The organism is Pseudomonas sp. ML2-2023-6, from assembly GCF_037055265.1.
GTDB classification, from domain to species: domain Bacteria; phylum Pseudomonadota; class Gammaproteobacteria; order Pseudomonadales; family Pseudomonadaceae; genus Aquipseudomonas; species Aquipseudomonas kulmbachensis.
Genome location: NZ_CP146347.1, coordinates 641,431 through 654,270, shown reverse-complemented (window position 1 = coordinate 654,270; position 12,840 = coordinate 641,431). Strand labels below are relative to the sequence as shown.

The window sequence follows — 12,840 nt, the reverse complement described above, 5'->3', positions numbered from 1 at the left end:
ACAGCGCAAGACATAGCGATATGTGGTTATTAACAAGTCATCCTATAACTGTTTTAAATCAATAAGTTACATAAAGCCTTATCCGCACCCTGTGGATAAGGCTTTATTTTTTGCGGCTCTAAATCAGGGGTTTAGCCCATGAACACAGGGCTAAATTGAGTTATTCACAGAAAATAACCAGCAACATTTTCTTGACGATTATTTCGAGATAAGGTTTCATTGCTTTCGTTATCTTTCGAAACGAAACTTAGGTCGTTATGTCTAAACGCAACACGCCACAACGCAGACACAACATCCTGGCCTTGCTTGCAGAGCAGGGCGAAGTCAGTGTGGATGAGCTGGCCAAGCGATTCGAAACCTCCGAGGTTACGATTCGCAAGGATCTGGCTGCACTCGAAAGTAACGGTCTGTTATTGCGTCGTTATGGCGGTGCTATCACCATGCCGCAAGAACTGGTCAGTGATGTACCCCAGCCCGTTTCTCTATATAAGCAAGCCATTGCCCGTGCGGCGGTTGGCCTGATTAAAGAGCATGCACGCATTATTATCGACAGCGGCAGCACCACCGCCTCGATGATTCCACAACTGGGTCTGCAACCCGGTCTAGTGGTGATGACCAACTCCCTGCACGTCGCCAACGCACTCAGTGAACTTGAACACGAGCCTGTGTTGCTGATGACCGGGGGCACCTGGGATCCGCACTCCGAGTCCTTCCAGGGACAGGTTGCCGAACAGGTGTTGCGCTCTTACGACTTCGATCAACTGTTTATCGGTGCTGACGGGATCGACCTGCAGCGTGGCACGACAACTTTTAACGAGTTGTTGGGTCTGAGCCGGGTCATGGCTGACGTCGCACGTGAAGTGATCGTAATGGTCGAGTCGGACAAGATTGGTCGCAAAATACCCAACCTGGAACTGCCCTGGGGCAGCGTCCATACCCTTATTACCGATGATCGCCTGCCGCAAGAGGCGCGCGAACAGATTCAGGCCCGGGGCATAACACTGTTATGCGCCGCCCTAAGCTAGGAGAACTTTATGTGTGGGATCGTTGGCGCAGTCGCTGAACGCAATATCACGGCCATTCTGCTTGAAGGCCTGAAACGTCTTGAATACCGTGGTTACGACAGCGCTGGCGTGGCTGTTTTCACCAACAACGGCACCCTGGAACGCATGCGCCGCAACGGCAAAGTCGCCGAGCTGGAACAAGCGCTGGCCGGTGAACCGTTGGCAGGCCGCCTGGGTATTGCTCATACCCGTTGGGCGACTCACGGTGCACCGTGCGAGCGTAATGCTCACCCGCACTTCTCGGGCTCCGATCTGGCTGTGGTGCACAACGGCATTATCGAAAACCATGAAGCCCTGCGTGAGCAACTCAAAGGTCTGGGTTATGTGTTTACCTCGGACACTGATACCGAAGTCATTGCTCACCTGCTTAATCACAAACTCAAAGACAACAGCGATCTGACCGCGGCCCTTAAAGCCACTGTTAAAGAGTTGCACGGTGCTTATGGTTTGGCCGTGATCAGCGCCAAACAGCCGGATCGTTTGGTTGCAGCCCGTAGCGGCAGCCCGTTGGTGATTGGCCTGGGTCTGGGTGAGAACTTCCTGGCCTCCGACCAATTGGCATTGCGCCAGGTAACTGACCGCTTCATGTACCTGGAAGAAGGCGATATCGCTGAAATCCATCGTGACAGCGTGCAGATCTGGGATGTGAATGGCCAAAGCGTTCAGCGTGAAGCGGTGCAATACAGCGATGGCGCCGAAGCTGCCGACAAAGGCGAATATCGCCACTACATGCTCAAGGAAATCCACGAGCAGCCAGCAGTAGTACAGCGCACCCTGGAAAATCGTTTGGGCCAGGACCATGTTCTGGTACAAGCCTTCGGCCCACAAGCCAAGGAATTGTTCGCCAAAGTACGCAATGTTCAGATCGTCGCGTGTGGTACTAGCTACCACGCCGGGATGGTCGCTCGTTACTGGCTTGAAAGCCTGGCTGGCATCCCTTGCCAGGTCGAAGTGGCGAGCGAGTTCCGCTACCGCAAAGTCGTGGTGCAGCCTGACACCCTGTTTGTTTCGATCTCGCAATCGGGCGAAACCGCTGACACCCTCGCGGCACTGCGTAATGCAAAAGAACTGGGCTTCCTTGGCAGCCTGGCAATTTGCAACGTAGGTATCAGCTCACTGGTACGTGAGTCTGACCTGACACTGCTAACCCAAGCCGGTCGTGAAATTGGCGTAGCCTCCACCAAAGCATTCACTACCCAACTGGTAGGTCTGCTGCTGCTGACCCTGTCCCTGGGTCAGGTTCGCGGCACGCTGGAAGCGGGCGTTGAAGCGCAACTGGTTGAAGAACTGCGCCGTTTGCCAGCACGTCTGGGTGAAGCCCTGGCGATGGATTCGATTGTCGAGAAAGTTGCTGAATTGTTTGCTGACAAACACCACACCCTGTTCCTGGGCCGTGGCGCTCAGTTCCCGGTAGCAATGGAAGGCGCACTCAAGCTTAAGGAAATCTCGTACATCCACGCAGAGGCATACCCGGCAGGCGAGTTGAAGCACGGCCCGCTGGCGCTTGTGGATAACGACATGCCAGTAGTCACCGTTGCACCGAACAATGAGCTGTTGGAGAAACTCAAATCCAACCTGCAAGAAGTTCGTGCCCGTGGTGGCGAACTGATTGTGTTTGCCGATGAACAAGCAGGCATGACCAATGGCGAAGGCACTCATGTGATCAACATGCCGCACATCCACGATGTGCTGGCGCCGATCCTCTACACCATCCCGCTGCAACTGCTGTCGTACTACGTGGCCGTGCTCAAAGGCACCGACGTAGACCAGCCGCGTAACCTGGCTAAATCTGTCACCGTGGAATAATTTCTGCCGCGACAATAAGTAATGGTTTTAGACAATTAAAACTGTCGCAGGAGCCGGCTAGGTCTGTCCTACCGCCTCCTGCTTTTCGCAACTGGTTCCGCTCCTACCCTTTACCATCCATCCAACGGGCCGCTCAGGCACGCAAAGCGAGGCCCCGTCCTTTTTTGGGGGGGCCTCGCGTCTGATGAACGAACACTGAGCAAAAGGCTCTATTTACAGGTGGAAATCGCCCGCAGCCTCCGGCTGGTAAAGCACTTTCCTGATCTCAATCCGGCGGGTCCGATCAGAAATTCGCCAGTCGATGGCGTCCCCCTCCTGATAGCCCAGAATGGCGGCGCCTATGTCGGAATACACGGAATGCTTCCCTGCGTTGCTGTCCGCGTCTTCAGGGTAGACCAAGGCCACTTCGATCTCTTCGTCGTCCAGCTGCAGCAAGGCCCTGGAGTTCATCGTGACGACATTGGACGCCACCTGCTGCGGCTTGACGACAATGGCTCGCTCAAGCTCATGTTCGAGCTCAACAACGGCCGGGCCTTGTTCAAGCGCGATTAGAAGTTCGAGCCTGGCCTTGTCGATTTCAGTGATATAGATCCTGGTGGAGTCGCCTACGGTACCTTCGCGCAAGAACTGAAGATAGCGCCCCGCCGTCATGGAAAATGACTTCAATGTCGGCGTTTCGCTCTCAAGCACAAAGCCGCTGCGCAGAAAGGCTTTCAGCGAGCGCGCATTGTCCGGGTGGATCTTGGCGATGAGTTTCTTGGCCCGCATGTCGAGGAAGGCCAGTTTCATGCCTTCGCGGATCGTGCGGGCGCCAAGGTTTCGGCCCCATTTGTCGCTATCTCCGATGACCAGGACTATCTCGCAATTTGAACCGGTCTTGATTAGACGGACAAAGCCCACCGGGGCGTCATGCCGGTCATAGGCCATGAAGAAGCGGCCGCCCTGGTTGAATAGATGAGTCAGGATCGGCAATTGAGTCCGATCAATGGCTTGCTCAATGGAGCGGGAGACATGACGTGAATCGCTCAGATAGCAGGTGACGCGCTCATCCTCCAACCAATCCATCAACGTCAACGCATGCGCCCGAGTAATTTCAGGGCACAGCGAAATGAAAGGCTTGTTCATCTTCACCACACTTATTTGTAAAGGATGAAAGCCCTTCATGGCTATGGCCATGACGGTTCTTTCGGCAACCGGCTATTTTAAGACATAACGCGAGTAATGCCGAATGGTCGAGACAGTCCGTGGAAACCATCGTTTTGCCGAACCCGAACCAGCTTTTTTGGGTGGTTGCGACAGTTTTGCGGTTCCTATACAGGACGTTGCAGGCCCAGAAATACGGGCACTCTTCGCGACAGTTATAATTCTCTAAACTCAGCACCCACTCGACCCGCGTTGCGGGTCGAGTAGTTTCTGGCCTGTGGATAACATCAGCAAGGAGGCGGCATGCTCTACACCAATGCTCTAAAACAATTGGATATGCAGGATGTTTCGATTGTTTTGTTGTTGATCGAAAATCGGAGCGCCAAGCGGGTTTCAGAAATTTTAAATCTCAGTCAGTCGAGTATCAGTTACAGCCTGAAAAAACTCCGGCACTGCTTCGACGATAAATTGTTCGAAAGCATCGAGGGTGCCATGCAGCCCACGGCGCGGGTACTGGCCATGAAGCCGTATCTGCAGAACATCATGCAGTGCATTAACCAGTGCGCCAAAGAAGGGGCGGGGCAGAGCAGCGTATTGCGTCAATGGACTATCACCGCGCCTGAATATTTTGAAATCCTGATGTTGCCTGCCTTGTTGCAGCAAGTGCATTCAGCCGGGCGTAACTGGTCGTTGAGTGTGAGCCGATTAGGCAAGGAGTTGCCGATCAATGATTTGCTGGCCCTGGACACTGACGTCTGCTTTGGCTTCGGCCCCGGCTATCACCAGCGGCATTCGTTGCTGGAGTATCGCAGCCTGAATGAAGATTCTTTTGTGTGCTTGTCCAGCGTGCCAAAGCATCAGCCGAAAAACGCTCTGGATATCGATGAGTTTTGTGAAACTGCGCAAGTATTTCCGACACCGTGGCTGTCGGAAGAAAACATGGTAGACGGTTGGTTAAAAAAGCAGGCGCGCACGAGAAATATTTTTACCCGGGCCAACTCTTATCACGCCGGGGTTAATATTTTATCGGCGGTTCCGGCCCTGATCGTGGTTCCGGAAAAAATAGTCGCGACGTTGAATATCTCGCCAAAAATTAAAATTCTTAAACCCCCAGCAGGTTTCCCCACCTTCACTCTGGACATGATCTGGAGCCGCGAAAGAAATATCCACGGTGACTTTCATCAGCTGGAAGCAATGATCGAAAAAATAAAAATCTGAATTTCACTTCCGCAGTACAACCTGTGGTGCGCTATACATAGCTACTGTTTTTATCGCAAGGCGGTGTGCGGCCTTGAACTGAAAAGGATTATTCGATGTTTAAAAATTTATTCAAACCGGCCCGCACCAGCGCGGTTTTTTTACTTTCTTGCTTGGCTGTTTCAGTTGCCTGTGCCGCCGATAAAACTACTTACCCTGACGCCGCCGCCAGCGATCCTGCCAAGTTGGGCTGGATGGTCGGCGCGCCACCGCCACCCGATCGTATTGTTCGATTTGCCGATGGCAGTTATTTCAAGTTCCCGGCCATGCGCTGGAGCGTTTCCAACTTCCGCCAATTGATGCCCACTACCAATGTGTCCCGGGGCTTGGGTGCTCCGGTACAGCTGGTGCGAACCTTGCGCGCAGACATCGACGCGTTGACCTTCGTGCCGCTGGGCAGCAAGCAGACCATGACATGGGAGCAGTCACTGGCGGCGAATTACACCGACGGCATTGTGGTGTTGCATCGTGGAAAAATAATTTATGAGCGTTTTTTTGGTGTGTTGAGCCCTGAGGGTCAGCACGGCGCAATGTCGATGACCAAGTCAGTTGTGGGCACGATGGGCGCCATGCTGGTGGCCGATGGCACGCTGGATGCCAATAAAAAAGTCGCAGACTATGTGCCGGAACTGGCCAAGTCCGCCTTTGGCAACGCCACCTTACGCCAGGTGCTGGATATGACCACGGGGCTTAAATACAGCGAAGACTATGCCGACCCCAACGCTGAAGTCTGGAAGCATGCGCAGGCGGGCAATCCACTGCCAAAACCCAAGGACTACACCGGCCCGCAAAGCTACATGGAATATTTGCAGACGGTGGAGCCAGAAGGGGAGCACGGTCAGGCCTTCGCTTATAAAACAGTGAATACCGATGTACTGGGTTGGGTGATTGCACGGGTGACAGGGCGCAATGTTGCGCAGTTGTTGTCCGAAAAAATCTGGCAGCGCATCGGCGCTGAACAGGATGCTTATTTCACCGTCGACTCCATAGGCACTCCGTTTGCAGGCGGTGGTTTGAACACCGGGCTGCGTGATATGGCGCGATTTGGCGAAATGATCCGCAACGATGGCCAGTACCTGGGCCAGCAAATCGTGCCCAAGGCGGTCGTCGATGAGATCCGTGCCGGCGGCGATAAAGCAGCCTTTGCCAAGGGCGGTTATGACTTGCTCAAAGGCGGCAGTTATCGCGATATGTGGTGGGTGACGCACAACGCCGACGGTGCCTTTATGGCTCGCGGTGTTTACGGTCAACGTACCTACATCGACCCGAAAGCCGAGATGGTCATTGTTCGTTATGCGTCCAATCCGATTGCCAGCAACTCGGCAAACGATCCGGTGACCATTCCGGCATTCGAAGCCTTGGCAAAGCATCTGATCGCCCACCCGAACTGATTTCGCTGAACAAACCCACCCCCCTGTGGGAGCGTGGCTTGCCCGCGATGCCATCACCGCGATCAGGCAGATGCCTGGTGTTGCCTGCATCGCGGGCAAGCCCGGCTCCCACAGGTTCAGCGTGCTGTTTTCAAGCCAAGATGAAGAATCCGTAAGCTGGACATAAGTTTCATCATTTCTGCGATATCGTTACTAGATATTTCATAAGTGAGAGTTTCCATGCGCGTCGATTTAGATGCCGAGGAGGAGAGGCTTGAGTCTTTGCCTCGTTTTCAAAGTGCCTCTGCACAGGCTCGTCAGCTCTACCAACTGGGGGTGTTGCTGGCGGTTTTAGCCATTGCGGCATGGGCGCTGGCATTCTTTATTAGCCTGTTCTCATCGGAATCGTTGTGGCCGGTCCTACTGGGCAACAATGCGGCAGCCTTGCTGGTGCTGGCGGCAGGTTCCCAGTCGGCTTATTGGGTCGCGGACTGGCGCCGCAACGCACTCAACCCTCTACCGAGCGCTGTAACCGAGATCACGCACCCTGAGCCATCAAGTGGCTTTGACCGCTTGAGCCAACGGATCAATACAGGGGCGCTACGTTTGTTGGCCACAATCGGGGCGCCGGTCTTGTGGCTTGCAGGTGTTGGCGGCGCGGCCTGGTGGAGTGTGCAACACACCTGGAACCTGGCATTGCCGGGTGTGGCGTTGGGTGCATGGGGCAGCATTGCGGCTGGTATTGCGGTTCTGCTCGCGTTTGCGCTGCTGGTGTTCGAGCGCTACTTGGCGCAGCAACAACTCGCTCAATGGCCCGAAGCTCGTTTGCTGGCGCCGCTGGTTCGCGTGCCCATCTTGTGTCTTCTACTGAGTGCCGTGTGCCTGTTATTCAGTAGCGACGATGCACAGTGGCCAGCCCGCTTGGCCGTGTTGACGGGGTTGTTGCCTGCGGCAGTGGCGATTGAGTTGATCCTGCGTGCGATAGCGGCGTTGTTCAGCCCACGTCGCGACAAACTTGAGCCGCGCATGATCGGGCAAAGTTTTGTCGCAGGCATGTTGCGTTGGCCGCCTCAACCATTGCTGGCGCTGCAGCACGAATTGCATAACCGGTTCGGGATCGACTTGCGCCAAATCTGGGCATTTACCTACATGCGCAAAGCGTTCTTCCCGGTCTTGGCAGTGGTTGTTGCCGTCGGCTGGGCACTGAGCGGTGTGAATGAAATTCCTCTGCAAGGTCGAGGAATTTATGAGCGCTTCGGTAAGCCAGTGGAAGTACTAGGCCCTGGTTTGCACGCAGGCTTGCCTTGGCCATTGGGTCGCGTGCTGGCGGTGGAAAGTGGTGTGGTGCATGAGCTGGCCACAGGTACAGAGTCGAGCACCGATCCATTGCTCACGCCTGCTGATGGCTTGCCGCCGATCACAGCCAACCGGCTGTGGGATGCCACTCATGTGAATGACAAATCCCAGGTGATTGCCAGCGATAGCGGCGACCGGCAGGGCTTTCAGATCGTCAACATGGACATACGCTTTGTGTATCGCATTGGCCTTAGCGACCACGCCGCCATTGCGGCCACTTATCACAGCGCCGATGTACCGACGTTGATTCGCAGTACCGCAAGCCGGATTCTGGTGCACGACTTTGCTTCGCGTACGCTTGATGGTGTGTTGGGCGAGCAGCGCAGTGCGTTGGCCGATGACATCGGCCGCGCCGTTCAGGCCGATCTGGATACGCTCGATAGCGGGGTCGAAATTCTCGCTACCGTGGTTGAAGCTATCCATCCACCGGCCGGTGCAGCTAATGCCTATCACGGTGTGCAGGCTGCACAAATCAGTGCACAGGCCCTGATTGCCCGTGAGCGAGGGGCGGCGAGCGAGCAAAGCAACGTCGCGCAATTACAGGCCAGCATCTTGCTGGACCAGAGCCATGCGCTGGCGCGTGAAGTAAACGCCACCGCACAGACGGCCGACCTGCGCTTTGGCGCCGAACAAAAAGCCTACGACCGTGCCGGTCATGCGTTCCTGCTGGAGCAGTATTTGAGCCAGTTAAGCCTAGGGCTGAACAACGCCAAACTGCTGATCCTCGACCATCGCCTTGGGGGCAGCAGCGCGCCGACCCTCGACCTGCGTTCTTTCACGCTGCCGGCCGATCCTGTCGCGCCGCGTAAAGCTGCTCAGTAAGGAGCACTGTTTTGACTCAATCACACTCACACGATCACAGCGGCCATCATCATGGTTGCTCCCATCACGGTCATGCCCATGGCGATGTCCATGAGCCTGGGCCATTTCCATGGCGGCGAATGGGCTGGGCGGCGTTGCTGGTGTTGTTTGCCATCGCAGCCGCGAGCCTGGTGCAAGTACGCTCAGGCGAAGCGACAGTAATCACCCGCTTTGGCAACCCAGCCAGGGTGCTGCTTGACCCCGGGCTGGGTTGGCGCTGGCCGGCACCGTTTGAAGTCAGCGTGCCGGTGGATTTGCGTTTGCGCACCACTTCCAGTGGCCTGCAAGACGTGGGCACTCGCGACGGCTTACGGATTATCGTGCAGGCCTATGTGGCCTGGCAGGTACAGCCGGATGCCGAGAATGTGCAACGCTTTATGCGCGCGGTGCAAAATCAGCCAGACGAAGCGGCGCGGCAGATTCGAACCTTTGTCGGCTCTGCGCTGGAAACCACGGCTGCCAGTTTCGATCTCTCAAGCCTGGTCAATACTGATGCCAGCCAAGTCAAAATTGCCGACTTCGAAGCACAGTTGCGCCAGCAAATCGAACAGCAATTACTCAGCACTTATGGTGTGCGCGTCTTGCAGGTTGGCGTGGAGCGGCTGACCCTGCCGTCAGTCACGCTCACGGCCACGGTTGATCGCATGCGTGCGGAACGCGAAACTATTGCCACCGAACGCACTGCTGTGGGAAAACGTGAAGCGGCGCAAATTCGCTCTGCTGCCGAGCGTGATGCGCGAATTTTGCAGGCCGATGCCAGCATCAAGGCCGCTGATATTGAAGCCCAATCGCGGGTCGAAGCGGCGCAGATTTACGGTCGCGCTTATGCCAGTTCGCCGGCGCTGTACAACGAACTGCGCTCCCTCGATACGCTGGGGACGATGATCAATCCAGGCACTAAAATTATTTTGCGCACAGATGCTGCGCCGTTTCGAGTACTGGTCGACGGCCCTCCGAAGCTTGGCGCGCCGGCTGGGTCGCAGCCATGAACCAGGCACCTGACGAGATAAACGGGGTCAGTAGCCCGTGGCAGCAAGCCGGGCGTCTGGCTTTTCTGGGCTTGTACGCGGTGACTGTTGTCGCTGCGCTGGCCTGGGGGTTTTCCAATGTGCGCCAGATCGATCCGCAAAATCGCGCGGTGGTGTTGCGGATGGGCGCGCTGGATCGTATCCAGAATTCCGGTTTGTTGCTGGCCTGGCCAAGGCCCTTCGAGCAAGTGGTGATTGTCCCGGCAGCCGACCGTGTAAGTGAGCGCCGGATTGAAAACCTGCTGCGTTCGGATGTTGCGTTACAGGCCGACCGAGTGGCCTCGTTTGCCACGCCGATCAACGATGCGTTGGCCGGTTCCGGGTATTTGCTGACCGGTGATGCGGGCGTGGTGCAACTGGATGTGCGGGTGTTTTACAACGTCACTGAACCTTATGCGTTTGTGCTGCAGGGAGAGCATGTTTTGCCCGCGCTGGACCGGTTGGTTACGCGCAGCGCCGTAGCCCTGACGGCTGCACGTGACCTGGATACGATTCTGGTGGCGCGCCCCGAACTGATTGGCAGCGACAGCCAGGCGGCTGAACGCCGCGAGCGCCTGCGCGGTGATTTGGTGCAGGGTATCAATCAGCAACTTGCGGCCCTGAAGGCGACAGGGCAGGGCCTTGGACTGGAAGTGGTACGGGTGGATGTGCAATCCAGTTTGCCGGGCCCGGCGGTGAATGCCTTCAACGCGGTACTGACTGCCAGCCAGCACGCCGAACAAGCGGTGGCAGCTGCTCGCAACGAAGCCGCCAAAGTGACTCAATCGGCTACGCAACAGGCCGACCGCAGTGTCGAGCAGGCTCAGGCCCAAGCCAGTGAACGCCTGGCCAAGGCTCAGGCGGATACGTCCACAATCCTCAATTTGGCCAAGGTTCAGCAGGCCGGTAACGACCCGGATTTGATGTTGCGTCTGTACCGCGAACGCATGCCGAAAATTCTGGGCCAAGCCGGATCTGTCACCAGCGTCGACCCTAACGATGATTCCCGCCTGATTATTCAGGGAGCCGAACAATGAGTACGTCCGCCACTCAACCCGCCGTCAGCTTGCTGACCAGCGCCGAGCAACGTAGCGCAGCGCGCCAACTGGCCTTGGCCATGCTGGCACTGGGTTTGTTGGGTTTGGGGCTGGTGTGGCGCTGGCTGATGCCTGCACAAATCGGCGTCAGTCAGTTGTTGCTTGGAGTCGCGTCATTATTGGTGGCCGTGCCGGTGATGCGTTCGGCTTGGTACAGCCTGCGCTACCCGAGCCTGCATGGGATCACCGACCAACTGATTGCCTTGGCCATGCTCGGTGCTTGGGCCACTGGCGATTTGCTGACGGCAGCCCTGTTGCCGATCATCATGATTTTCGGCCATGTACTTGAAGAGCGCAGCGTGATCGGCTCCCAGGAAGCGATCCACGCACTGGGCAAACTGACCCGTAGTCAGGCACGTTTGTTTCAGGCTGACGGCAGTTTGCTGGAAGTCGACAACGCCACACTCAAGAGTGGCGATCAGGTCGAGGTACGTGCCGGTGACCGGGTGCCCGCCGATGGACTGGTACTGGCGGGGCAGGCCAGTCTCGACACTGCTTCGATTACCGGTGAATCAGTGCCGCTTGAGGTCAGCAGCGGGATGCCGATCTTTGGCGGGGCAATCAACCTTGATGGTTTGCTGCGGGTGCAAGTCACGCGTACTGGTGAGGAGTCGACGCTGGGTAAAGTCATCGCCCTGATGCAAAGCGCCGAGCGCGCCAAGCCACCGATCACCCGACTGCTTGAGCGCTATGCCGGTGGCTATATGGTGCTGGTGTTGATGATCGCGGCAGTGACCTGGTTTATCACCAACGATGCCCAGGCGATGCTGGCGGTGTTGGTGGCTGCGTGCCCTTGCGCACTGGTGCTGTCGGCACCGGCCACGGCGATTGCCGGAATTGCCGTGGCTGCACGTCACGGTATTCTGATCCGCAGCTCGGCGTTTCTTGAAGAGCTGGCAGACCTCACTTCGTTAGTGGTGGATAAAACCGGCACCCTCACTTACGGCACTTTGCGCCTGCAGGCGATTGAAACTGAAGAGGCGCAGCAGCAACCGTTGCGCCAACTGGCTGCCAGTTTGGGCGCAGCCAGCAGTCACCCGGTGAGCCGGGCCTTGGCCGGTCTGGTGAGTCACGAGCAAATGCTCAACCTGACGGATGTTCGCGAGCGTCAGGGGTTGGGTGTTGTTGCCAGCACTGAGCAGGGCGAAGCGGCATTGGGCCGCCCCGAGTTGTTCCACCTGCTGGGTGTCACCACGAGCGCCGTGCCAGAGCACGATGGACCCATTGCCGGGTTGTCGCTTGATGGCCGCTTCCTCGGTTGGTTGCTGTTGGCAGACAGCATCAAACCCGAAGCCCAACTGGCGTTGAGCGAACTGCGTGAGCTGGGGCTAGGTCGTCAGGTGTTGCTGACCGGTGACCGGCTGAGTGTGGCTGAGCATTTGGCACACAAGGTGGGCATCAGCGAAGTCCAGGCCCAGGCACTACCCGAAGACAAACTTGAGCGTGTCCTGAGCGAAATCGACAACGGTTTTCGGCCTATGGTAGTGGGCGATGGCATCAACGATTCGCTGGCGCTCAAGGCCGGTGTGGTCGGGGTAGCCATGGGCGCAGGCGGTGCCGATATCGCGCTGGCATCCTCGGACATTGTTTTGATTGGCAGCGACTTGCGGCGTTTGGGCACCTGCGTGCGCCTTAGCCGCGAATGTCGTCACACCTTGCAGGTCAATGTGATCATCGGTCTGGGTTGGACTCTGGCCATTGTGGCTGCCGCTGCGTTTGGTTGGTTGGGCGCGGCGGGCGCGATGATTGCTGCTGTACTGCATAACCTCAGCACGTTATTGGTGCTGGGCAACGCAGGTCGTTTACTGCGGTTTCATGAACCACTGATGGCGCTGAAGGAGGCCTCGGAGTAATTCCGACAATTGGTCGCGTGTGCTCT

At 56.8% G+C, this 12,840-nt stretch carries 9 protein-coding genes; 8 read left to right on the top strand and 1 reads right to left on the bottom strand.

Annotated features, from left to right (window positions below):
• The first annotated feature begins 257 nt into the window (after positions 1-257).
• Positions 258-1,025: a DeoR/GlpR family DNA-binding transcription regulator gene (locus V6L79_RS02900; RefSeq protein ID WP_261740320.1), complete on the top strand. Its 768-nt coding sequence runs from the start codon at positions 258-260 to the stop codon at positions 1,023-1,025.
• A gap of 9 nt (positions 1,026-1,034) precedes the next feature.
• A complete protein-coding gene (gene glmS / locus V6L79_RS02895; protein ID WP_261740319.1) occupies positions 1,035-2,870 on the top strand; it encodes a glutamine--fructose-6-phosphate transaminase (isomerizing) in 1,836 nt (611 codons plus the stop codon).
• 213 nt (positions 2,871-3,083) lie between these two features.
• Here glmS and V6L79_RS02890 read toward each other — a convergent pair whose 3' ends face one another.
• Positions 3,084-4,046, bottom strand: a complete 963-nt coding sequence (locus V6L79_RS02890) for a bifunctional GNAT family N-acetyltransferase/nucleoside diphosphate kinase regulator (protein WP_261740318.1) — start codon at positions 4,044-4,046, stop codon at positions 3,084-3,086.
• Positions 4,047-4,316: 270 nt separating this feature from the next.
• On the opposite strand from V6L79_RS02890, the gene V6L79_RS02885 reads away from it, so the two are divergent.
• The 6 genes from V6L79_RS02885 to V6L79_RS02860 all read left to right on the top strand — a co-directional run bounded on the left by V6L79_RS02885 (position 4,317) and on the right by V6L79_RS02860 (position 12,814).
• On the top strand, positions 4,317-5,231 hold the full coding sequence (locus V6L79_RS02885; RefSeq protein WP_261740317.1) for a LysR substrate-binding domain-containing protein: 915 nt from the start codon (positions 4,317-4,319) through the stop codon (positions 5,229-5,231).
• Between the two features lie 95 nt (positions 5,232-5,326).
• Positions 5,327-6,661 carry a serine hydrolase gene (locus V6L79_RS02880; protein ID WP_338579789.1) on the top strand — a complete coding sequence of 445 codons (1,335 nt, stop codon included), beginning with the start codon at positions 5,327-5,329 and terminating at the stop codon, positions 6,659-6,661.
• Between the two features lie 219 nt (positions 6,662-6,880).
• The gene (locus V6L79_RS02875) at positions 6,881-8,818 is read left to right on the top strand and encodes a protease modulator HflK (RefSeq protein ID WP_338579788.1); all 1,938 of its coding nucleotides are present in this window, start codon (positions 6,881-6,883) and stop codon (positions 8,816-8,818) included.
• A gap of 11 nt (positions 8,819-8,829) precedes the next feature.
• A complete protein-coding gene (locus V6L79_RS02870; RefSeq protein WP_338579787.1) occupies positions 8,830-9,846 on the top strand; it encodes a protease modulator HflC in 1,017 nt (338 codons plus the stop codon).
• Entirely contained in the window at positions 9,843-10,901 is a 1,059-nt protein-coding gene (locus V6L79_RS02865) for a protease modulator HflK (RefSeq protein WP_338579786.1), read from the top strand. Before V6L79_RS02870 ends, V6L79_RS02865 begins: the two co-directional genes overlap by 4 nt.
• A complete protein-coding gene (locus tag V6L79_RS02860) occupies positions 10,898-12,814 on the top strand; it encodes a cation-translocating P-type ATPase (protein WP_338579785.1) in 1,917 nt (638 codons plus the stop codon). Before V6L79_RS02865 ends, V6L79_RS02860 begins: the two co-directional genes overlap by 4 nt.
• Positions 12,815-12,840 lie beyond the last annotated feature (26 nt).

Coding starts and splice junctions, on each gene's coding strand:
- V6L79_RS02900 (WP_261740320.1), top strand. CDS start 258: ATGTCTAAACGCAACACGCCACAACGCAGACACAACATCCTGGCCTTG.
- glmS (WP_261740319.1), top strand. CDS start 1,035: ATGTGTGGGATCGTTGGCGCAGTCGCTGAACGCAATATCACGGCCATT.
- V6L79_RS02890 (WP_261740318.1), bottom strand. CDS start 4,046: ATGGCCATAGCCATGAAGGGCTTTCATCCTTTACAAATAAGTGTGGTG.
- V6L79_RS02885 (WP_261740317.1), top strand. CDS start 4,317: ATGCTCTACACCAATGCTCTAAAACAATTGGATATGCAGGATGTTTCG.
- V6L79_RS02880 (WP_338579789.1), top strand. CDS start 5,327: ATGTTTAAAAATTTATTCAAACCGGCCCGCACCAGCGCGGTTTTTTTA.
- V6L79_RS02875 (WP_338579788.1), top strand. CDS start 6,881: ATGCGCGTCGATTTAGATGCCGAGGAGGAGAGGCTTGAGTCTTTGCCT.
- V6L79_RS02865 (WP_338579786.1), top strand. CDS start 9,843: ATGAACCAGGCACCTGACGAGATAAACGGGGTCAGTAGCCCGTGGCAG.
- V6L79_RS02860 (WP_338579785.1), top strand. CDS start 10,898: ATGAGTACGTCCGCCACTCAACCCGCCGTCAGCTTGCTGACCAGCGCC.